This window comes from Aquimarina algiphila (genome assembly GCF_947494415.1).
Taxonomy (GTDB): domain Bacteria; phylum Bacteroidota; class Bacteroidia; order Flavobacteriales; family Flavobacteriaceae; genus Aquimarina; species Aquimarina algiphila.
The window spans coordinates 163,207-187,257 of record NZ_CANLVC010000008.1 but is presented as its reverse complement, the minus strand read 5'-3'; the positions used below and the strand labels follow the sequence as shown (position 1 = coordinate 187,257).

The window sequence follows — 24,051 nt, the reverse complement described above, 5'->3', positions numbered from 1 at the left end:
AAATTTAAGAAAAATTTGTAATTAAACAATTTCGTACTTTTAGTGCTTAAATTAATACTTTAATATGTCTTTTGCAAAAACCATACCTTTTATTATAATAACGTCACTTTTTATACAATGTGGCAATGATACTTCAAAAAAGACTCCTTTACTCTTTCCAGAGCATTGGAGAAGCGAAGTTATTGAATTTCCTTTAGAATTTGCACCTTCTTTACAATATTCGGGTACAGAGTATATCTGTTTTTCTCCAGGATGGGGAAAACAAGGAGCTCCAGACTATTTTTCATGTGCATTTTTGTGGGTTATAGATCAAGATCCCAAATTGTCTGCCAAAAATCTTGAAACTGCAATGGAGACATATTTTGATGGATTAATGAATACTGTTTCCAAATCAGATCAAAATTCTACTCAGAAAAATATCACGTCTAAAGCTTTTTTTGAAAATGTCAATGAAGGTGTATATGTTGGAAAAATATTAACCTATGATGCCTTTACTACCAAAAAAGAAGTATCTCTTAATATAATTGTAAATAATAGTTTCTGTAATGCACAAAACAAACATCTCATACTATTTACTATTTCTCCTCAAGCTCCAGACCATCAAATTTGGAAAAAGATGAAAACGTTAAGTATTGATATGGAATGTGAATAAACAATTGTATTTCAGGAGCCAAACTTTATTTTAAGTTTTTTATAGATTTTCACATAAAAAACGTAAATTTTGCTTTTCAAAAATCATCTGTAATGAATGTTTGTTTCTTAATGTACCCTTGGGAAGAAATCGATCCTGAAAAGGATACTTCTCTTACTCTAATTCATGAATGTGTAAAAAGAGGGCATGGAGTAGCTATAGCCACTCCATCTAACCTTACCATTCGGGATAGTGTTACTTTTTCTTTTTGCAAAGTGATTAATAGGCCAGAAAAAGTATCTTCATCTATGAAATCTTTTTATACAAAAACATCTTTTAGAGATGAAATGCTCCCACTAGCTGGGTTTGATGTCCTCATATTACGTAGTAACCCTCCTTTGGACATGATTATGCTTAACTTTTTGGACTCTGTAAAAGATGACGTATTTATTATGAATGATATTGATGGGATACGCAGGTCAAATAATAAATTATATACTGCTGCATTCGATGATATTGAAACACATTTTATACCGAACACTCATGTGACCAAAAATAAAGATTACCTGATTAAAATGATCAAAGAATCCGAATGTGATAAGATGATCTTAAAACCTTTAAATGGTTTTGGTGGTTCTGGTGTAATCTTAATAGAGAAAAGGGCAATGACCAGTATACGGTCCTTATTAGATTTTTATATTGATAACAAGGATGGGTCTACTAATTATGTTATTCTACAGGATTATATAGAAGGCGCTGATCAAGGAGATGTTCGTATTTTAATTCTTAATGGAAAACCAATAGGCGCCATGCGCAGAATCCCAGGTATAGATGATCATAGATCAAATGTCACCGCTGGAGGGTCTGTAGTAAAGCATTCACTTACCAAACAAGAAAAAGAATTATGTCGTAAAATTGGTCCCAAACTAGTAAAAGATGGACTTTATTTTGTTGGAATCGATGTTATAAATGGAATGTTGGTAGAAGTCAATGTAATGAGTCCTGGAGGAATTACATATATTAATAAAAAATATAAAGTAAAATTACAGGAAAAAGTAATTGATTTTATAGAAGACAAGGTTATACAACGTGTCAACCGATTTGATAGAAAAGCAAAACTTAGAAAAACAGTAGACGATGCTTAAGCTTTCTGTAAGAGAAATAATTGCTAAAATCGAAACCGAAGAACCCTTTCATGCTGTAGCCGAAGATTATTCTTTTACTCTAAAAATAGATTCCTATACATATTATATCTGTGGTGCCATACATGATGGTCATCAGTTTCGTAAAGCACTATGGAAAAAGTGTTTACATAGCGAATATGACAGATGGTATGAAGAAGATCCTGCAACCAAGCAGATGATACAAGATCATCCAATAGTCATTGCCGGATGTGATTCGCGATTTGAATATGATCTTAATAGAGCCCCAGATCATGCCATATATGAAAATGCATGGGGCAAAAAACTCTGGAAAACACCTTTATCGTCAGAAGAAAAAAACCATTCATTAGAAAAACATCATAATTTTTATAAAGTAGTCCATGCTTTAATTTCAAAAGTTGAATCAAAATATGGTGCTGCAATTGTATATGACTTACATTCTTATAATTGGAGACGTTGGGATCGAGAAGTCCCTATAGTTAATTTAGGCACTACAAATATCAATAATGATCTATATTCTTCCTTTATAGAGTCATGGTGCACTACTTTGTCTACTATCGAATTACCTAATTTTATAAAAACCAGTGCCGCTATTAATGATACATTTCAAGGTAACGGATATTTTTTAAAATACATTACAGAACATTTTAAAAACACACTTGTATTAGCTACAGAATTTTCCAAAATTTATTGTCATGAATTAGAATACATAATGTATCCAGAGGTTATTCGTGCAATTCAAGAAGGTTTAAAAAAACGACTTCCAGAACATGCTAAAACATTTTACAATCAATTTATTGGTTAATCTCCCTTTTTTGCAGTTAGTTTGTGCTTTCTATTATAAAATGATAAGAATATGATCGAAGATGCAGTAGAAACATATAGCGACCTTTTTGATATTGATCAAAATCTAGATCGACTTGTAAAAAATATAGAACTTCTTAATTACTTGAATCCTCTTAACATAGAGCAAGAAAAAAAGAATTTTTTTGCTTGTAAATACAGGTTCAATCCCAAATTTAACTACCGGAAAATAAAATTTAATCCCTACAAAATGCAGCGATTATTTTTTAGTCAAAGGCTTGAACGTATAGAAGATGAAGAAATAAGAAAATTATATCAAAACATAATTTATGAATATTCTGGATTGATACAATGCATAGAAACGATCGGTAAAGGGAAGAACTTTTATTATAATTCTCTAAAAGTTTTTGGAACTCCTAAAGAACGTGATGTTGAAAATGCCCGTTTTATTCTTCATTTTGAGGATGAAAACAATACAAATACAGCAATAAATAAACATACAGCATCAGATGCTGAAGCATATTTCATAGCATTCGGGAAACGATATAATTTTGATTTCAACATCAAGAAATCTACAAATATCTCGGCAGCTGCTATGGTACTAAATGCTTCGGAAACATTACTATTAAAGAAAAATCACATGTTTAGTGACAATGACTTAATGGTATTAGCTAATCATGAAATAGGAGTACATATGGTTACTACTTTTAATGGTAAAAGTCAACCATTAAAAATATTTTCTAATGGTTATGTTAACAATACAGAAACTCAAGAAGGTTTGGCTGTTTTTAGTGAATACATGTCTGGTTGTCTGACCTTAAAACGAATGAAAGAATTGGCATATAGAGTTATTGCTGCGGATAGCCTAATTAAAGGATATGATTTTAAAGATACTTTTGATCTTTTATATAGTCAATACAAATTAGATCGGGAAGCTGCCTGGCAAATTACCTTGAGAGTGCATCGAGGAGGAGGATTTACAAAGGATTATCTATATCTAACCGGGTTAAAGAAAATATACGACTATTATTATGCTAATAAGGACATGAATATTTTATTAACTGGTAAAGTTACTTTAGAAGACACGGAATCTATTATCAAACTTCAACAATTAGGTTTAGCCCATAAAAGTAAACACATTACTGATTCTTTTAGCGAAAATTTAAATACAAATACTAAATTAGATTTTATCCTAAGAAACTTAAAATAATAGCTCTAAAATTTTTCTGTTTTATGTATCATAAACCATTGCAAAGCAATGATAGATTTTGCATCATTGATAATTTTAGATTCTAATAATGTTTTTATTTCTGAAATTGAGATTTTACAGAGTTGAATATCTTCATCTTCTTCTTCAACACCTCCTCCTTTACTTATTTGATCCCTTTCAAAAACTTCTCCATAATATAAATACATTCGTTCTGAAGAAACTCCCGGAGTAGCATAAAATGTAGAAATATGTTCTAGTTTATGAACTTTATAGCCTGTCTCCTCTTCTACTTCTCTTATTGCACAATCTTTTGCATCTTCATTTTCTTCTATTCCCCCTGCTGGAATCTCTAACAACCACCCATTATCGTTTTTTATTGTAGGATATCTAAACTGATTAATAAACAACACTTTATCAGTATCTTTTTCATATAATAATACTGCCACACAATCCCCTTTATCCATCATTTCGCGCACATAATTGATAGGTGTGTTCTGGTTAAAACGATCGTGAATAACAGAGGCTTTTCTAATTTTTAAAAAACCGTCATAAACGAGGTCTTCACTTAGTATCTTATATTCCATACAAATAAAAATAGGGATTATTTTGAGTGATTTTTCAAAATAACCCCTAAAATTTTGTAAACATCAATATTGATTTCAGAACCTACTATAATGCTGGGTAACGATCGTAGTAATCTGGAGTAATACTATACTATACTACATTTCAATTTACAATACCAGCTTCTGCTATAGTAATCAACATCGCAAGCTTTATATTTTTGGTTGCTTCAGGTGTATTTGTCCATTTTTCATCTAATGCATGTGCTCTACTTCCTTTCCCTCCCCGACTTAAAGTTACTGCTGGAATATTTTTTGCTATCGGAATATTGCTATTAGTTGATCCTGTTCTTAATTTAGGAACAATACCCAGGAATAAAGCTGATGCCAATGATTTTTGTGTCAAAGGTGTATTTATATCTAATATCCCTGATGGACGATCACCAATAGATTTCATTTCCAAGGTTACTTTATCTTTGATCTCCGTACTGTTATAAGCTGTTTCTGCTTTTTTCATACATTTTTTAAAAATACTATCTATTTCTAATAATCTTTTTGGGCTTAATGAACGCATATCTATTTCTGCCCAAGATTCAAAAGGTATAGAATTTACAGATGTCCCCCCTCCTATTCTACCAACATTAAATGAAGTTTTAGGGCCTTTAATTGCGGTATACTTTGTAGCTTCTTCTACAAACATTGTAATTGCTTTCCCTAAGGCGTGATGAGGATTTGCTAATCCAAAAGCTCCCCACGAATGTCCTCCTTTTCCTCTGAAAATTGCTTTATATCTTTTAGAACCTAATCCCCCATTAATAATACGCCCCGAGCTTCCTCCATCAATAGAAATCCATGAATCAATCTTAATGTCTGATGCATCACTAAATAAATGTTTTACTCCCCTTAGGTCTCCTAAACCTTCTTCCCCTACCGTACCAACAAAAACAACATCAGCATCAGTAACAATTGAAGCCGTATTCATTCCTTTTAAAACTGCCAATAACATAGCCATACCTCTTGTGTTATCACCAATTCCCGGTGCAGTATATGTCTGCCCATCTATTTTTACAGTTACATCCGTTTCTTCAGGAAAAACTGTATCTATGTGAGCATCGAGTACAACAGTTTTATTTCTTTTTTTCCCTTTTCGTAATGCCAATACATTACCTTCTGTATCAATCCAAACGCTATCAATACCGATATCAACAAACATCTCCATAAACTTTTTTGCCCTTTTAGTTTCTTTAAATGGAGGAGCGGGAATCTCTGTTAGTGTTATCATGTTTTTGATCGTTTCGGCATCAGAATCATCAATAGTTTTCATAGCTAATTGAACCCCTTTATTAGCGGCCAATTTCTTGATTTCTTTGATGTATTTCTTATTGGAAACAGTTGCTTTTTGTGCTTGGGTTACATTTCCTAAAAGAATAATAGTCCCCAGAATAACTTTAAATAATCTTGTATACATTGTATTTATAATTAATATTTATAACTGATTAAAACAGGTCATTTTCTTAATAAATCTTAAACCTTATTTTTTGTATTTATTTCCTAAAAGCATAAAAACGTCCCAATTCTGATTGAAACATTTCTCTAGAATTATGTCCTGCCCCTGGTACAATTTTCATCGTTTGCGTATTTTCTATACTATCACCATAAAAATCCTTTAGATAATTGTAGTAAATCATTCCTCTTTCTAATCGATGATTTCCTTGTAATAAAGCTCCGCAAGAAGTATCCAAACTCGAACTACTTGTATTATTATCTTGAGCTCCCAATAAATAAACCACTTTTCGTTTATAAAACTGTTCTTTAATTTTGTTAGCGCCGATAGCACTTAAATAATTGGGTAAATCATCTAATCCATATTTATAATCATTATATGCGCTGCATGTTATAGTGGGAACTTTGTACGATGGTGATCCATCAACTTTACGTTTTTTATTGAGATATACATATGAACTAGGGTTATTAACAATAAATCGAACATTTATACGCTCATCGTTTAAACTTTGATAAATTGGTGTAGCAGCTGCATATCTATTTAAAAATTGACCTCCTGCAGAGTGACCAGAAAGAATAATATTTCTAAGATTAGGATAATTATGCTTTAGTTTAACTATTAATGAATCCATTATTGAAAATGAAGAAATACGATCTGATCTAGGGTTTTGTTCTTCATCTTTAGATAAAAAACCTATTTTCCAACCACCAGAACTCCAATATAAATGTTCGCTATCTAATGCATGCAAGTTAATATCTGACTCTGCTAGAAATTGAGGAGATATAATTAGAAGTGTATCCAATTGTGAGCTTTCCATTTGAGCAGCGGCTAACATTCGTTTATAATAGGTGTCAGCATTTCGATCTTGACCATGTAATGCTACTACTGCACGAGTTATCATTGGGTTTTCATCATCAATCGAAGCTACATTTGCATAGTAAGGAATTTTAAAAGTATTTCCATTTTTAAGCACGGTAAGCTTTTTATTTCCAATCTTATCATCTGGGTCTTTAGCATCTGCTCTTATAGCCTCACATTCTTTCCTTTCGGCAGTCACATATTGCTCAGTAAAATAAAGAAGTTTAGTTTCATGAATGGTTCCTCTTATGTTTTCTGAATCCCTGCTACAACCATAAAAACAACTTATAATTATTCCTAAGAATATATACGTCAAACAGTTTATTTTCATCGTAATTTTGTATTCATTGTTATCCCTTATTATTTACTCATATAAATCTTCAAAGTTCAGTTTTCCTTGAACTTATAGATATACATATCTGATCTATATTTCATGAATATTGAAGAAGAAATTATTCTATATTAAGTAACAATATCATCGTTTTGGATCACATAAAATGAATCCGATAATTTGATGACCTTATCGGATTCATTTATGGCTAGCTAACTCAAGTAAATTGATTTTAAGTGTATCAAAGAAATCTATTGACTCCTTCTAAATTCATGTTATTGTTTGAAAAATTGAGTAATTCATCATACATGTTTTATGGTTAATTGCTGGTTCTGGAATAGAAAACTAACCGAAAACAAAATTTCTTTATAACATCAATTCGATTTTCTTTGTTTAATTTCTAAACGTATTCTTTCTACCTCTTTCTGATTTGTACATCCCTTCGCTACTATGTCCAACTCCAATTACAACTCCCATTTTTTGAGTATCCATAATAGAAGGTCCATAATAATCTAATAAATGGTCAAAATAATTATGAGCTCTGTCAAAGCGGTTTTTACCCTGAAGTTGTGCTTCACAGATATTAGAAGTATCTATATCTGTATCTACATCATTTTGACCTACTAAATATGTGACTTTTCTTTGAGGTAATCTATTTCGAATGACGTTTTCTCCAATTGCATCTAAGTATGTGGGTAAGTCATCTAAGCCAAACCTATATTCATTATACTCAGGACATTGTCCGATAATGACACCAGAAGGAACTTCAAATGTATTTTCTGTACCCGGGACTTTACGTTTATTATCCATATAAACATATGTTTTAGGATTGTTTACAATAAAGCTAACATCAACTCCTCTGGCATTTAATTCATCTGGTATCGGTGATCCAGCAGCATATCTATTTATATATTGTCCTCCCGCAGAATGCCCTGTTAATACAATAGTTTTAAGATTTGGATATTCTGATAATTTTATCATTAATGAATCCATAAATGTAAAAGAAGAAACACGCTCCGTTCGCGGATTAGTGGTTTCATCAAGAGAAGTATTCCCTATACGCCAATTACCGCTCCAATAAGAATGTTCTGAATCCAAAGTATATTGATCAATTTCTTCTTCTCCAATAAATTGTGGTGATACAACAAGTAATGTGTCCAAATTATTAGACTCCATTTCTGCTGTCTCCATCATTCTTGTATAATGCTTACCAGCAGTATGCTCTGATCCATGAAGTACGATTATTGCCCTTCTAATTGCATCATTATTAACATCCCTTATATCTTCTCTATTCGAAAAATATGGGATTTTAACTTTTGATGTTCCAGAAACTATGGAGAATTTTTTTTCTCCAATAAAAGGTGCCTCTGATATTATCGAAGAATTATCAGTTCCCAAAGTAATATTAATTGAACTACCAAAATTCGAAGAGTTTCCAATGGTAATACCTTCTTTTGGTTGCAATTCGATACTTAAAGATCTAGGTTGGATTGCATCTTCATTATCATTAACTCTTTGAAGTAAAACAACATTAGAAATTGCTTTACCTTTTCTGATTATAAATGAACCTGTCTTTGGCAGAATAAAATCTGCTCCTTCGACTGCATTATTTTCACTTGGGTAATTAACAGTATATAGAACTTCTATATCTTTATCTGTTTCAGGACCTTCATATCTCAATTCAACACTTACTGGTTCTGACTTTGATCGATCAACACTTATATCCTCAATGTTAAAATAAACGAAAGCTTCACCTGATCCTGTGGAATTTGTATCATCATCATTTTCACAACCAGATAAAAAGATTGTCAAAAAAAAGATTAAAGTATATTTTATTATATTTTTCATAGTTTATTTAATAAACATTCAAATTTTTAATTCTGCATAAATCAATTATAAATGATTTAGCAATATGAAATATGATATTTTAAATTATGTGATATTAATTAATATAAACTATATTTAATACACATACACCGTCACCACTCTCAAACGTTTCTGCCTCGCGGCCAACATTATTTGCTGTGGCACCGGCTGAAACTCCCGTAGCCTGTAAGATAAAATTCATACTATTACCATCGGCCCAATCTCCTCTATTCACAATTTCCTGAACAATGCTAGAAATATCAACAGTTTTCTGGTTTGGTCCTGTTTCAGAACCTGTCCATTCTGGAATATTCCATACCACACTAGCACTAGTCAAAACTCGACCTGAAACACTATTAGCTGGAGTTATATCGTCATAAGCAGCAGCATTACCCACATTTTCTCCGAAAATCGTCATTTCTGTAGGATCTGCCCCTGGTGTACTATCGGCTACAAATTGAATACTTGCTGAAGCTATTGTAACTCCCGCAGGAATAGTAATACTGTTAAATCTTAATCCTATTTTTTGTAACCCTAAATCTGGTGTACCAGAAGTATCAAACTCTCCTAATTCGAGATCAGAACTATCTAATGTCATTCTTCCATCTGCTGCTTCTTCAACATCATCATTAGCATCATTAATAGGAATAATTAGTGAAACAGAATCAATAGTAAAGTCAGTATCTGTAATCGCTAATAAACCTTCAACTTCTACAGCAATCGGCCCGGTAGTCGCTGCAGCAGGCACTATTACTTTAAGTTCTGTAGTCGTTGCCGAATTTACAGTAGCTAATGAGCCATTAAAACTTACTCTATTTTTATCCACTTCGGGACTAAAATTAGTTCCTATAATCGTAACTACTGCTCCTGGAATACCGACGGTAGGGTCAAATGAAATTATTGTAGGTGTGATAGTAAAAGTAACGCTACCCACTTGCCCAAATACTTCTACGGTAAGTGGTCCTGTAGTAGCTCCATCTGGAATAATAACAGTTATTTCTGTTGAAGAAGCTACAGTAACTTCTGCCGTAACACCATTAAATTGTACAATATTATCTGTAACGCTTGCTCCAAAATTATTACCCCTAATAGTGATTGTTTCTCCGACTGCAGCACCGGTAGTACTTAAATCTGTAATTGCAGGTGCTCCAACAACATTAAAAACAGGGCCTTCAACATTAATTTGTCCTTTTTTCACAGAAATAGGACCTGTTGTAGCCCCTTCGGGTACAGTTACCGTTAATGTTGTATCTGTAGCAACTGATACTATCGCAAGGATTCCTCCATTAAAACTAACTTTATTATTCGCAGGAACACGACTAAAATTAGTTCCATTAATTACTACTGTTGTACCAATATCGGATAACATAGGTTCAATCGCCGTGATAGTTTGGGCAGGTTCTGGTTCTGGTACAACCCTAAAATCTTCATCTTCGCATGAGATAATACCTATTAGTATCGTTACCATTATGGTTACAACAATCGATACTTTTGGAAATCTATATTGTTTTTTCATTTTTATATTTTTAAGTGTTTCGATAGAAACAATTCTATTAAAATCTTATCCTGGTATGTATACTAACATTTGGTCAAAATAAGTGTCTTCTGAACCACCGTCAACGGCTATTTCTACAGTTAAAGTATAAGCCACAACATCTGTTAAAAAACCTGAATCAATAAGGTTCCATCTATCTAGTCCATCATTTACTACCAATCCATTTATATCCAAAAGCACTAAGGTTTCCATTGAACCATCTGCTCTTTCGACAATAGCTGTAGCTCTAATAAAATCATCACTTTCACGATTATTACCTCCTATTGGAAAATATTGTATCTGGATACCTGTCGTTGGATGTTGTGTAGCATCTACAGTAACTCTATCAAACTCTATTCTAATAGTACCATCGATATCTTCTACCTGGTAGGCTTGATCTCCATCCAAGAATGAACCTCCAGTTGGACCAGGATCATTACTAATACCTATTTGCTCAGAAGTAAATCCTGGACTGCTAACTGTAGTGTTTGGATCTTCAAAAAATGATCTAAAACCAATTTCATCATCTGTCCCTGTACCTACTGCTGTATGTTGTACATGACGTTCACCGGGATTATTCAATAACTCTCCTACAGCAACAGCATCAGTTCTTGTATATCGATCATCTGTACCAAAAGGTTCTTCAAAAGAAGTTCCTCTTAGTTTTAATGGTGGTGGTACAAACAAGGATAGTCCAAAATTTATAGCTTGATTAAACGCTGGGTTATCAAACAACTCAGTACCCGAATCACCACCATCATTACTATTCGTTTCACTATCAAAATCTATTCTAGCTCCATCAAAAACTCCATTTGTTGTAGTAATAACAGCAACAAAATTCAAAGGAATCGCAATATCAAGATCGTCTTTGGTTAAATTCAATGCCGTAAGAATCTCTTGGCCAGAAAAAGTAAGTGTATTTGGGAAAGAAGTAAGTGTAATAAATTTATCTACCGTAATATCACCATAAGTCATCCTTAAATCATAAGAAATAATATTATTATTGGGATCTTCAACACCATTAGAAAACACAAGGTCTTCAAATTCTAAAACATTAAGTCTAAAAGAATCAGGTACTTGATCCCATACAACCAAACCACCTCTTGTGAAATTGTCTTCCAGAATATCACTGGAGTCGCTACAAGATATTCCTAATATCAGTAACGCTAATAATACATATATTTTTTTCATTACTTGAAGTCTTTTTATTATCTAATAAAGCCAACAGGATTCTTATCCCAGAATACCTGAGTGGTAATTGGGCGCTGACTTAATTGGTTATTATTATTTATAGCATCTTCTGGTATAGAAAATGATCTTGGGAACGGTGTATTAGGATCAAAAATTGGTGCGGTAAATACTGATGGTAAGCCTGTTCTTCTGTAACCGTTATACGACTCTGTTGAGTTTCCATAAGAGGCTAAGTAATATTCTTTTAAGATAATATCCAACTTCCCTTGATTGTCTGCAGCTGCAAAAGCAGTCATTACCTCTAAAACATAAGCATCTACATCTGCTGATGTTGCGGCAAATGTAGAACCTGAAGCTGCATTGGCAAAATTAAGTACTTTGTCCATTGATTTTCTAATCCCTGATTCTAACAATGCTGCAGAGTCATCACTTGTTGTTAATGTCAAAGCCGCTTCTGCTCTTAAGAAATCGACAAAAGAAGATAATAATATCGGTAATATACCTGCTCCTAATTGATTTTGTGCTGCTATTGCAAATTCTGGAGCGCTTGGGTTATCTTCGTCAAATGCTCCACCAACGGGATACAAACCATATGTAGCTCTCAAATTACGATCAGCTCCAGTAGATCTTGTATCTCCATGGTCTCTTCCGTAATATGCATTACCCAGGTAACAAAAATTAAAAATACTAGATCCTACACAACCTAATAATGTATCAGAAGGATCGGTATTACTTTGACGGTATACATAATAACGCAGACGTGGGTCAGAAATACTTTTATCGTTTAAAAGTAAATTTAAAAATGAGTTCCCCAAAAATGTACTAAATCCTTCTGGACGATAGGAAATATTATAATCTGGATGACGACTATTTGGATCTGAAGCTGAAGTACCATATTGAAATTGAAAATCATCGTCTGATGTAATAAAATCATCTTCGGCTAATAATACATTAATCCTATCTCTATCACCTATATTTAGCAACATTTTGAGTTTTAAGGATTTTGCTAGTCTGATCCACTTTTCTGCATCTCCATCATAATATAAATCATTAGTGGGAGCTAAAGTAGAATTTGCTAAATCATCAATAGCTATATCCAAACGGTCTAATAATGTTGCATAAATCATTGCATCATCATCTGGCTTTGGATTTAAAATTTGTTCATCTCCACGATTAGCTTCTGAGAATGGAATATCTCCTAAATAATCTACCATAGTTACTGTGGCATAAGCTGTTAATATAGTAGCCATCCCTCTATGGTATAACAAACTCTCATCGTTTTCTGCTAAATCAAATATTATATTTGCATCTTCGAGAAATGCATAATAATTAGTGTATTCGCTATTTAAGGAAGCTTGATTTGATACATCAGAATAGGTTTCGTTTAAAACCGTATATCGCATAACTTCATCGGTAGTACGGTTTAAATCTTGTAAAAGATCAGCTACTTCTTTCTGCACATTGTTCAACAAGAAATTTGGATCTGCTTGGTCTGGTGTAAGAAGATTAGGATTCTCTTGTAAATCATCCCCAAAGTCTCCCAATTCACAAGACGCAAATAGTATTATACTTAATAAGTATATTAATATTTTTATTTTTTTCATCTTAATTGAATTTATAATTAGAAATTAACTGATATCGAAAAAGAATATCTTTTTGTAGTTGGTGTAGATAAACCTGTAGTCTCTGGATCAAAATTTATCCCTTCTGGAAATCCTGGAGCACTAAAGAAAAGATTTCTTCCACTTAACGTAATATCCATACTTTCAAAAGGTAGTTTATTAAACGTGCCTTTATTAAAGTTATAAGACAATGAAACTTCTCGTATTCTAAATACAGAATCATCAAAAGTTAGATTTTCATCAGCTTCATAAAAATTGTTAAACACTGCATTATTTCCAGTAAGCTGAGTGCTATTAGGTATTGTGTTTCCATTAGCATCTAATAATGGTAACCCTGTAGAAAGATCGCCATAAACACCTGGGATTAAGAAGCTACCTTCTCTATTTTCTGTATCAGTAGTAACCCCTCTTTCTAATAAGTTTTCAAATACCGCAGAACTACGATCTCCGCCATGTGTATACTCTAACTGTGTTGACAGTGTGAAATTTTTATAATTAAATGTATTGATTGATGTTGCTCTAAAATCTGGTACAGAATTTCCGATAATCTCATCTTGTAACCCTACATCATCACTGGTAATTAATCGTCCGGTCGTAGGATCAATTAAAGCATTTCCTTCAGCATCGCGAACGACATAAGATCCTAAAAAAACACCTAATTCTTCACCTTCAATAAGGTTATCTCTACGAGTTATATCACCAGGAAGATCTACAACAACAGATTTAAAAGTGGTAAATGTATTTCTAAGCGTCCAATTAAAATCAGAGTTTTTAAATAATCGAACACCTAAATCTATTTCTAATCCTTCTGTATCTACCCTACCCGCATTAATAACTGTTTCTTCAAAACCTGTTGCTGGTGCAATATTAGTTTCAAAAATTTGATTATCTGAAATACGAGAATATACAGAAGCTTGTAAAGTAACTACATTATTAAAAAAGTTACCTTCTAACCCTAATTCAAATTCTCTATGCAATTCTGGCTTTAAATTTGGATTTGCCAATTCACCAAATAATGAATTGGTGACAATAAGCGCATTATTAATATCACTAAACTCTCTTGGGTCTGATGATAGACTTGGTCTTGTATTGTATAAACCAGGATAACCAGAAGAAGTAGCATATGCTCCTCTAATTTTCAAATAATCCACAAAACTTTCTCCAAACTCAAAAGCCGATGTTGGTATAAAGGATATTGAAACTCCTGGATAAAATAAATTTTGATTTTCACGTTCAACAGTGGATCCTTTATCTAATCTTCCTGATAAATTAAGGTATAAAAAACCATTATAATCAAATTCAAACTGACCAAAAACTCCGAGAAGGTTACGTTTGGTAATATCAAAATCTCCTTCACCTGGCACTCTAAAATTATTTGGCCTTAACACACCAAATACTATTTGATCGGTATATTCAGAATCCTGAGATCTAAACGTTTCATATCTAGAATTAATCCCTAACTGTGATTCGAAGCCTATTGCGTTTGAAATTCTATAATTAGATTCAAAAATAATAGTATTATCAACATCAAATTCTGTATTAGATGTAAGATCCAAAGTTCCCAAAGTTGCGGTTGCACCGATCCCCCCTCTATTTCTAAAGTCTAAAACATCTGAAGTTTCTATTTGAAGACCTCCTCTATATTTTAAACTGTGATGTGCATTGAATTTATATGCTAGGTTTAAGGTACCATTTATTCTACGTACATTTCTCTCTCTTCCTGTATTTGCTATAGTCCATAGTGGATTCTCACGATCTGCCCTATAATATACATTTCCTCCTGTCACAGGGTCTTGAAATGGTAAATTCTGTATATCCAAACTTCTTGGAATTACATATAAATTCTCTAATATATCTTCACCATCTGCATCATCACTATCTACAGAACTATAGGAATTTCTATTTCGCGAACTATAAGATAAAGAAGAAGATAACTTCAGTTTATCCGTTAATTGAGAAGTTCCACCTACGCTAATATTAAATCTTTTGAAGTCATTATTCCCAAGAATACCACCCTCTGTGGTATATCCCATAGAGAAGTTTAGGGACGTTCTTTCGCCTGTTGCTTCTAAGTTGACAGATGTTATTTGTCCTATTCCTGTACTAAAAAAGTCATTTACATTATTTCGTGCAGCTTCAAAAGGTACTACAGCATCTGCAAATTGTGGAAAATTTGGATTTCCTGCTAGTGGATGTGGCACCACATCAATATCTGTAAAGCGTGCTCCGTTACTACCAACATTACCAATAGTACCATTGTCTGTTACAAGGTTATTACCTACACCAAAGGTATTTTGAAAATCTGGTAATGAAGCAACATTATTCGTATAAGTTGTCTGAGATATTTTTGCTGTAAAACCTTTTTCTCCTATTTTGGCGGCACCTGTAGTGGTTTCAACCAGAATCACACCGTTTCTACCCTGACTACCATATAATACAGCTGCATTTAAGCCCTTAAGAACTGTAATGTTTTTAATATTATTTGGGTCGATATCCAGAAGATTTCCAGAAAACGGAACGTTATCTACAACAATTAAGGCACCATTACCTTCTGTTAAAGATAATGAACCTCTAATGACAATACCTGCTGCTGCACCACTACTTCCATCATTTGGAGATATTAAAACTCCAGATATTTTACCTTGTAAGGTTCTTGCTATATCCGCTTCAGGACGGTTTTCGGTTTCTTCTGTCTCTACCTTAGAAATAGCATATCCCAGTGCTTTTCTTGATTTTGAAATACCTTGAGCAACCACAATTACTTCCTCTAATGTACTTACGTCCTCTTGTAAGATAACATTTAACGCATTATTTGTTATGACAATTTCTTTAGATTGAAAGCCAACATAAGAAAATGTTAAAACATCTCCCTGCTCTGCTGCGATTTCATAATTACCATCAAAGTCTGTTAATGTACCTGTATTTGTTCCTTTTATTAATACGTTCACTCCGGGTAAAGGAATACCGTCAGCAGCATTCACAGTTCCTCTTACCATATTTTGTACTACTTCATTCTTTTTATCGATCTTCGTTTTGCCCTTACTTTTTGTAGTATTAGATTTTTCTTCCATAAAATCTAAGAGATTCTTTATGGATTCTTCTGAAGTTTTAACATATCTAGGAAATAAGACAATTTGATTTTTATATACCCTAAAATTAATATTGGTCCTATTAAATAGTCCATTTAATACTTTTTTTACTTTCTCATTATTTGCTTTTAAAGAAACTTTTTTTGAAATATCGATAAGATTATTATTATAAAAGAAGCGATATTCACTTTTTTCTTCTATTTCTTCAATAGCCATTTGTAATGTTGCTTCTTCTAAAGAAATAGATATATTCTGAGAATATGTATTAAATGAAAATAGCTTCGAAATAGTAATACAGATAAGTAACGAATATATTTTCATAATTCTTATTAGATGTTTTCTTGATAAGAAAACATCTGAAAGGTTTTTTTTCATAGTTTTGTATGATTTTAATTATTCTAATTCGTGAGTCTAATTAAATGATTATAAGAAGAGAGTGTTCCAGCACTCTCTTCTGTACTTTTATTCTGAGTTAAGCATAATTTTATTATTTAAGTATTTATAATTTATAGGTGATGAAATTTTGAGAAGATCTAAAACCTCTTCTAATTCAAGGTTATCGAACTCTCCTGTATACTTATATTGTAGAAGAGAATCAGATGTAATTACAAATTCTACATTATATTTTCTGTTTAAGTCTAATACTACTTGTTTTAAAGGAGTTTTATCAAAAATTAATTTTCCTTCTTGCCAGGCCACTATATTTTTAGAATCAACCTTATCGACTTTGATATCACTTTTTTTCTTATCAAAAGTTGCTCTTTCTGATGGCTCTAAAACAATGGGGGTTATCTGTTCTTTCTGTAGAACTTCTACTTTACCTGTTACTAATGTAGTTTCTATCTTCTCATCTTTTGGATAAGACTTAACATTAAATGATGTTCCTAAAACTCTTACTTTCAGGTGTTCTGTTTGTACAATAAAGGGTTTACTCTCGTCTCTTTGAATATCAAAAAAAGCTTCACCTATCAAGGTTACTTTTCTCACATCATCATCAAACTCTTCAGGATATTTTAAGCTACTATCAGCATTTAATGTAATAGATGATCCATCTGGTAATATCACCGTTTTATGGTCTCCATGACCTGTAGTTACAGTTTTAGTATCAAATCTTAAAAACTCTGTAGTATCAACGATCAAATCATTATCAGGAAATGATGTCAAAGTATACCATACCATAAGTGGTATTATTATAGATGCAATTGCAGAAATATAATAACGTCTTCTTTTCTTTTTGGTTTGTTTAGAAGAAAAACGATGATATACTGCATCGATATCAACATTCTCTGATTCATCAAGAGTAGAAGCAATGTATTCTGCCTTTATTATATTAAAGCGCTTTTGATGATTTACATCTTCTCGAATCCAATTGATAATAATTCTTTTTTCTTTTGGATCAGATTCTCCCTTTATATACTTTATGAGATCTTTTTCTTGCATTAAATTATAGTCTTATACTTATAAAGACGTATAAAATTACTTTACCCCCCAAAAAGTTTTTTATTTTTTTAAGAAAAGTATTAAAAAAAAGATAGGAATTCTCTTAAATGCAGCCTCATATGCTTGATTGCTCTAGAGATGTGGTTTTCTACAGTTTTTACAGAAATATCTAATTCATTTGATATTTCTTTATTTTTTAAACCTTCAATTCGGCTTTTAATAAAAACTTTTTTACATTTCTCTGGAAGCAATTCTATACTGAGTTGTATTTTTCGTGCTAATTCTTTTTCTATAATAGAAGAGGCATTTTTATCTGCCAATGCATTATGATTTATAAATGCTTCAAGCTGTACTATATTATTGGAAGAGCTAAGCTTATGTTTCTTTGATCTCAAATAATCAAGGCAAGAATTTTTTGTAATTTTAAATAGGTATCCATTAATATTAGTAGAAATATCTTTTCTTTTTTTCCAGGTTTTTAAAAAAACATCTTGTACAATTTCTTCTGCATCTTCGGTACTGGAAATATAATTCTTAGCCACATATAGTAATTTACTATAATATAGCTCAAAAAGAATTTTGAAGGCTTCTTCATTTCCTTCATTTATATTCTTGATTAAAAAACTATCAGTTATTTGTGATTCCCTATTCACCTCTGCCTTAATTCCACTATAAAGGTAAATATTTTTTTAACGTGATCACAACAAATGATTAACATTAAAAATTTCGTTTTAAAAAAATGATGTTTATCTATTGTTAAAGTATTAAAAATTATATATCGTTATTAAAATTACTTTTATCATGAAAAGAATTGATTCTTAAGGAGATTTTAGTACTATTCTTATATATAAAACAAATAGTATAATATTTAATAATAAATATATCATCAAACTGATAATTTATCAGGATTATAACAAAAAAGCATTGTATACCTACACAAAGTTTTTTACTTTCGGCGTCAATTTGATAACACTAAATCATTGCATTATGCAAAATACTGCTTTAACAGAAACTCACATTGCTTTAGGGGCTAAAATTGTTCCTTTTGCAGGTTTTAATATGCCTGTATCTTATGAAGGGGTCAACATAGAACACGAAACAGTTCGTAAAGATGTTGGCGTTTTTGATGTATCTCATATGGGAGAGTTCTTAATCACCGGTGCGAACGCCCTAGATTTGATTCAGAAAGTAACTTCTAATGACGCTTCTAAACTAGTTGATGGAAAAGCTCAATATAGTTGTTTCCCAAATGATAAAGGAGGAATTGTAGATGATTTGATTGTGTACAAAATTGCAGATGAAAAATATCTTTTGGTCGTTAATGCTTCTAATATTAAAAAAGACTGGGATTGGATTAGTAGCCATAATACTATGAATGCAGACATGCGTGATTTATCTGATGACTATTCTTTATTGGCAATACAAGGTCCAAAAGCTGCTGCTGCAATGCAACCATTAACTTCTGTTGATCTGGAAACAATGAAATTTTACACTTTTGAAGTAGCTGATTTTGCAGGAATTGAAAATGTTATTATTTCGGCAACAGGGTATACTGGTAGTGGAGGTTTTGAAATTTATTGCAAAAACTCTGAAGTTCAGCAGATATGGGATAAGGTGCTTGAAACAGGGGCTGACTTTGGTATTAAACCTATCGGATTAGCTGCAAGAGATACATTAAGATTAGAAATGGGATATTGCCTTTATGGAAATGATATAAATGACTCAACTTCTCCTATAGAAGCCGGACTTGGTTGGATTACTAAATTTTCAAAAGATTTTATTAATGCAGAATCTATTGCTAAAGAAAAAGAACGTGGAGCAGAACGAAAATTAGTAGGTTTTGAATTAAATGAACGTGGTATTCCTCGTCATGACTATGACATCGTAGATGATAATGGTAATAAAATAGGTATTGTGACCTCTGGTACTATGTCTCCTTCTTTAGGAAAAGGAATTGGACTAGGATATGTGCCCGCTATTTTTGCAACGCCTGGAAGTAAAATTAATATCCAGGTTCGCAAAAAAGCTATTCCCGCAACCGTAGTAAAATTACCTTTTTATAAAGGGTAATATAACAATAAACAATAGTATAATTAAGTTTCAAGGTTACACAGTAGTAATATTTGAAACTTAATTTTTTTATAATAGGATTTTGAAAAGAATTTTGATCGTAGGTGCCAGTGGTTTTATAGGAAATGCTCTTTATAAAGAGCTAAATTCCTATTTTGATACCTATGGTACATATCGTACTGACAACGCATTCTTTGAAAAGAACAATAAGTTCTTTCAATATGATATGGAACTTGAAGATATTTCCATTCTATTAGATAACTTAAAGCCAACTTATATTATCACTACACTTAGAGGTAATTTTAACTCACAATTAGATGCACATCAACGTATAATTGGATGGATACAAAAACATAAATGCAAGCTTATTTTTATGTCTAGTGCCAATGTATTTGATTCCTTTAGTAACTACCCATCTTATGAATATGATAAAACATTAAGCGATAGTGTTTTTGGAAGATTTAAAATTAAAATTGAAAATGCTTTAATGCGATTACCAACAAATAAGTATGTAATTGCTAGGGTTCCCATGGTTTTTGGGTCTGGTACTCCTAGGGTTCAGGAATTAAAAACATTGCATGATTTAGCCGCACCGATAGAAGTTTTTCCAAACGTAATTATTAATGTGACCTCTATATCAAAACTGACGCAACAAATACATTACATTATTAATCGTAGTAAGAAAGGTATTTTTCATTTGGGCAGTAATGACCTGATCTACCATCTTGATCTCATCAAAGAAATCTGCGATATACTACAACTTGATGATCCTGCTTACAAACAAGTTTATGATTCTAATAACGATCGTTATCTAGCTGTACTACCTAAAGACAACAAGCTTCCCAAAAATCTTCAGATAACAACACAACAAGTTATCAATTCTGTTATCGCCAAGTGATTCTTAATGAATTCATAATACCATATTTCTTATCCATAATTCGTATTATCTTTGTCATATGATTAAAGAAGATAAAAAAATCATATTATTTGATGGCGTATGTAACCTCTGCAATAGTGCTATAAACTTTATTATTAAGCGCGATAAAAAAGATATATTCAGGTATGCATCTCTACAGAGCGAAATTGGTAAAAAACTAATTCTGGAAAGAAACATAGACACTTCTTCATTAGATTCTATTTTATTGATTGAACCAAAAGTCGCCTATTATCATAAATCAACAGCCGCTTTACATATTGCAAAGCAGCTGTCTGGTCTTTATCCCTTACTTTCTGTTTTCCTTATTTTACCTAAATTCTTTAGAGACTGGATTTACAATATTATTGCCAAAAACAGATATAAATGGTTCGGCAAAAAAGAAAGTTGTATGATTCCAACCCCAAAACTTAAAGCTCTTTTTATTGATCAATAACAATTGAATCGTTTTCTGCTCTTCATTTAGTCTTTGGTACAACCACCTCTGAAGAGTTATCTACTTGATTACCTGAGTCAAACTCAGTCTGATGTTTTTTACGCAATTCGTTGGATTGAGCGTCTAACTTATTAACATTGTCTATATGCACAATACTAAGGCATATAACAGCAAAAGTAATAAGCACTATGGGTAGTAAAAGCCGTTTCATATTGTAAGTGTTTTTAGTGTGAAAAATTGATATACCAAAAGTATCGATAAGAATAATACCTTGTAAGGGGACTTTAACTAAAAGTGATCAGGGGAAAATCCCCCTATTTAAATATTAGAATTGGTTTTATAATTCTAAAATATAGATTTCACTAACTCAAAATATCGGTTCACTCAATTAAGGTTTTACAAAAAACACCAACAATATATATTCGTTTTTATAACTAAAAACTATAAAATTATGAGAACCTATACGCTATTATTCTTATTGTTTTCATTCCTGGTATCTGCTAATAATGAAAAGAAGACAGTATCTACAATTGAAGAAGTAACAGTATACCTTACGGGCGCACAAATAAAAAGAACTACCTCTGTAAATATAAAACCAGGAATCAATGATATCATATTGCATGATCTATCTCCTTCAATTGACGAAAATAGCATTCAAATATCAGGGTTAAAAAACAATTCTATAGTATCAATAAATTTCAACATTAATTATCTCGAAAAGAAACAACAATCTGAAGAACTAAAATCTTTGAAAAATAAACTTCAAAAATTACTATTAGAGAGAAGTAACAATGATAATATCATTTCTGGACTACAACAAGAACAAAAAGTACTAGACAATAATCAACAGATCAGTGGTAACAACACAACCCTTTCTTTAGAAACGGTAAAACAAATTTCTACGTATTATAGAGAAAGATCTGTTATTATAAAGAATGATATATATACCATTACACAAAAATTAAATGACTTACATAAAAATATTGATGCCATCAGAAATGAAATAAATACACTTGATGATCATACCAAAGAAGAACGTGGTGAAATTAAACTAAAACTTGATGCTACCACTGCGTCTAATCTAATACTAGAAATACGATATAATGTTAATAATGCAGGCTGGTTTCCATTATATGATATCAAATCAAAAAATGTTGAATCTCCACTTAACATAGCATATAAAGCAAATGTATATCAACAAACCGGAACAGATTGGAAAAATGCAAATATCATACTGTCTACCGGTGATCCCAATACCAATAACCTTAAGCCTGATCTAACTACAAAGTACCTAAACTTTACCTATGGCAATTACAGAAGAAACAATACTATTAATAGACATGGCTATAAATATAACCCAACTATAAGACGAGTAACCGGAATTATTAGTGATTCTAATGGTCAACCACTCCCAGGAGTAAATATTATAGAAAAAGGAACAACAAATGGTGTTCAAACGGATTTTGATGGTCGGTACTCTATAAATATCCAAGGAGGAAGAGAACTTTCTTTTTCTTACATAGGATTTAATAGCGCAACTATTCCTATTTATTCCTCATCAATAAATCAAAAATTAGAAGAAGATGTATCAGCATTAGAAGAAGTTGTTGTTACTGCATATGGATCATCTTCTCTCGCAGGAAGAGTATCCGGTGTTAAAGCAAAAAGGATGCAAGAAAAAAAAGAATATAACCGAGTGGTTGAAACTAAAGAAGAAGGGATTACAAATACTAAATTCAAAATTAAAAATAAATACACGATCAACTCTAATGCAGAGGTTACCGTAATCGAGATTGATAATTTTGATATGAAAGCAGATTACAGGTATTATGTAGCTCCAGAACTTGATGAAAATGCATTTCTGACTGCAAAATTAGGAAACTGGGAACAATTTAACTTATTAGCGGGAGAAGCCAATATTTACTTCGAAGGTAGCTTTGCAGGAAAAACAAATATCGATCCTCTAGCAACAACAGACAGTCTCACAATATCCTTAGGTGTTGATCCAAATATCATTGTGAAAAGAGAACAACTTAATAATTTTAAAAGTAAATCCTTTACAGGAAGTAATAAAATTATAAATCGTGGGTATAAAATCAGTATTAAAAATAACAAGAAAAATAAAATCCATATTACGTTACAGGATCGTATTCCTATTTCTCAGAACAAAGAAATCAAAATAGACGATATTAACACTAGTGCTTTAGAATATGATACTAAAACCGGTATCATAACTTGGGAATTAAATATCCCTTCAAATCAAAAAGAAGAAAAACAGTTTTCTTATCAAGTAAAGTACCCAAAAAACAAACGAATTAATCTTTAACGCTGAAATGTATATCGAAAACCATCTCTAAATTGTTCATCAATGGTAAATTCATTATTGGTAAGTTCAAAATTGCCTAAGTTTCTATCATTGATGATCAATTCTTCGTTTCCGTTAATTGTAACCATAGAAAAATTATAAGTACCTGTTGGCAATATATCATTAATCGCATCATTCATATTATTATTTGTGATTACGACATTTTTATTAGTCTCATTAAAATTCCAAATGATTATACCTTTATCAAGATTTTCATTAATTCCGATAAAACCTCCCGAGACATTGATCAAATTCCATTCACCTCCCAAACCTGAAGAATTAAGATCTGGATTAGTAACTACATCATCATCTCCACTGCATCCAATTATCAGTATAGAAGTAAAGAAATAAATAAAATATTTCATGACCTATAGATTTGGTTAACTCTTATATATCTAATAGATGAATAGCTTTTATATTTGGTTGCGTAAAGAAAATGTTAA

At 31.8% G+C, this 24,051-nt stretch carries 20 protein-coding genes; 8 read left to right on the top strand and 12 right to left on the bottom strand.

Annotation, left to right across the window (positions count from 1 at the left end; genetic code table 11):
• Positions 1-64: 64 nt before the first annotated feature.
• From PQF96_RS18450 to PQF96_RS18435, 4 genes are all read left to right on the top strand, one after another.
• On the top strand, positions 65-652 hold the full coding sequence (locus tag PQF96_RS18450) for a hypothetical protein (protein WP_271767733.1): 588 nt from the start codon (positions 65-67) through the stop codon (positions 650-652).
• A 92-nt stretch (positions 653-744) separates the two neighbouring features.
• Positions 745-1,776, top strand: a complete 1,032-nt coding sequence (gshB, locus tag PQF96_RS18445; RefSeq protein WP_109437475.1) for a glutathione synthase — start codon at positions 745-747, stop codon at positions 1,774-1,776.
• Entirely contained in the window at positions 1,769-2,599 is an 831-nt protein-coding gene (locus PQF96_RS18440; protein WP_271767732.1) for an N-formylglutamate amidohydrolase, read from the top strand. Before gshB ends, PQF96_RS18440 begins: the two co-directional genes overlap by 8 nt.
• A gap of 51 nt (positions 2,600-2,650) precedes the next feature.
• Positions 2,651-3,808: a flavohemoglobin expression-modulating QEGLA motif protein gene (locus PQF96_RS18435; RefSeq protein ID WP_271767731.1), complete on the top strand. Its 1,158-nt coding sequence runs from the start codon at positions 2,651-2,653 to the stop codon at positions 3,806-3,808.
• Positions 3,809-3,813: 5 nt separating this feature from the next.
• Here the strand turns inward: PQF96_RS18435 and PQF96_RS18430 are convergent, their stop codons facing one another.
• The 10 genes from PQF96_RS18430 to PQF96_RS18385 all read right to left on the bottom strand — a co-directional run bounded on the left by PQF96_RS18430 (position 3,814) and on the right by PQF96_RS18385 (position 18,456).
• Positions 3,814-4,392 carry an NUDIX domain-containing protein gene (locus PQF96_RS18430; protein ID WP_109437478.1) on the bottom strand — a complete coding sequence of 193 codons (579 nt, stop codon included), beginning with the start codon at positions 4,390-4,392 and terminating at the stop codon, positions 3,814-3,816.
• A 142-nt stretch (positions 4,393-4,534) separates the two neighbouring features.
• Positions 4,535-5,836 (bottom strand): M20/M25/M40 family metallo-hydrolase, encoded by a 1,302-nt coding sequence (locus tag PQF96_RS18425; protein WP_271767730.1) that lies wholly within the window; start codon positions 5,834-5,836, stop codon positions 4,535-4,537.
• A 76-nt stretch (positions 5,837-5,912) separates the two neighbouring features.
• The gene (locus tag PQF96_RS18420; protein WP_271767729.1) at positions 5,913-7,061 is read right to left on the bottom strand and encodes a hypothetical protein; all 1,149 of its coding nucleotides are present in this window, start codon (positions 7,059-7,061) and stop codon (positions 5,913-5,915) included.
• A gap of 393 nt (positions 7,062-7,454) precedes the next feature.
• On the bottom strand, positions 7,455-8,909 hold the full coding sequence (locus PQF96_RS18415; RefSeq protein WP_271767728.1) for a hypothetical protein: 1,455 nt from the start codon (positions 8,907-8,909) through the stop codon (positions 7,455-7,457).
• 94 nt (positions 8,910-9,003) lie between these two features.
• Positions 9,004-10,443: an IPT/TIG domain-containing protein gene (locus PQF96_RS18410; RefSeq protein ID WP_271767727.1), complete on the bottom strand. Its 1,440-nt coding sequence runs from the start codon at positions 10,441-10,443 to the stop codon at positions 9,004-9,006.
• Between the two features lie 45 nt (positions 10,444-10,488).
• Positions 10,489-11,652: a hypothetical protein gene (locus PQF96_RS18405; protein ID WP_109437483.1), complete on the bottom strand. Its 1,164-nt coding sequence runs from the start codon at positions 11,650-11,652 to the stop codon at positions 10,489-10,491.
• Between the two features lie 17 nt (positions 11,653-11,669).
• The gene (locus tag PQF96_RS18400; RefSeq protein WP_109437484.1) at positions 11,670-13,256 is read right to left on the bottom strand and encodes a SusD/RagB family nutrient-binding outer membrane lipoprotein; all 1,587 of its coding nucleotides are present in this window, start codon (positions 13,254-13,256) and stop codon (positions 11,670-11,672) included.
• A 17-nt stretch (positions 13,257-13,273) separates the two neighbouring features.
• Positions 13,274-16,738 (bottom strand): SusC/RagA family TonB-linked outer membrane protein, encoded by a 3,465-nt coding sequence (locus PQF96_RS18395; protein WP_271767726.1) that lies wholly within the window; start codon positions 16,736-16,738, stop codon positions 13,274-13,276.
• Positions 16,739-16,825: 87 nt separating this feature from the next.
• On the bottom strand, positions 16,826-17,803 hold the full coding sequence (locus PQF96_RS18390; RefSeq protein ID WP_271767725.1) for a FecR family protein: 978 nt from the start codon (positions 17,801-17,803) through the stop codon (positions 16,826-16,828).
• An 80-nt stretch (positions 17,804-17,883) separates the two neighbouring features.
• Entirely contained in the window at positions 17,884-18,456 is a 573-nt protein-coding gene (locus PQF96_RS18385; RefSeq protein ID WP_109437487.1) for an RNA polymerase sigma-70 factor, read from the bottom strand.
• Between the two features lie 334 nt (positions 18,457-18,790).
• On the opposite strand from PQF96_RS18385, the gene gcvT reads away from it, so the two are divergent.
• The 3 genes from gcvT (at position 18,791) to PQF96_RS18370 (ending at position 21,243) form a co-directional block, all read left to right on the top strand.
• Positions 18,791-19,873, top strand: a complete 1,083-nt coding sequence (gcvT, locus tag PQF96_RS18380; protein WP_271767724.1) for a glycine cleavage system aminomethyltransferase GcvT — start codon at positions 18,791-18,793, stop codon at positions 19,871-19,873.
• Positions 19,874-19,955: 82 nt separating this feature from the next.
• Entirely contained in the window at positions 19,956-20,771 is an 816-nt protein-coding gene (locus tag PQF96_RS18375) for a sugar nucleotide-binding protein (protein WP_109437489.1), read from the top strand.
• 58 nt (positions 20,772-20,829) lie between these two features.
• Positions 20,830-21,243 (top strand): thiol-disulfide oxidoreductase DCC family protein, encoded by a 414-nt coding sequence (locus PQF96_RS18370; RefSeq protein ID WP_143915085.1) that lies wholly within the window; start codon positions 20,830-20,832, stop codon positions 21,241-21,243.
• A 22-nt stretch (positions 21,244-21,265) separates the two neighbouring features.
• On the opposite strand, the gene PQF96_RS18365 is transcribed toward PQF96_RS18370, so the two are convergent.
• The gene (locus PQF96_RS18365) at positions 21,266-21,454 is read right to left on the bottom strand and encodes a hypothetical protein (RefSeq protein WP_109437491.1); all 189 of its coding nucleotides are present in this window, start codon (positions 21,452-21,454) and stop codon (positions 21,266-21,268) included.
• Positions 21,455-21,694: 240 nt separating this feature from the next.
• On the opposite strand from PQF96_RS18365, the gene PQF96_RS18360 reads away from it, so the two are divergent.
• Complete coding sequence (locus tag PQF96_RS18360) at positions 21,695-23,569, top strand: mucoidy inhibitor MuiA family protein (RefSeq protein ID WP_271767723.1); 1,875 nt, start codon at positions 21,695-21,697, stop codon at positions 23,567-23,569.
• On the opposite strand, the gene PQF96_RS18355 is transcribed toward PQF96_RS18360, so the two are convergent.
• Positions 23,566-23,973: a hypothetical protein gene (locus tag PQF96_RS18355; protein ID WP_109437493.1), complete on the bottom strand. Its 408-nt coding sequence runs from the start codon at positions 23,971-23,973 to the stop codon at positions 23,566-23,568. The two genes, PQF96_RS18360 and PQF96_RS18355, sit on opposite strands and share 4 nt — an antisense overlap.
• Positions 23,974-24,051: the final 78 nt, after the last annotated feature.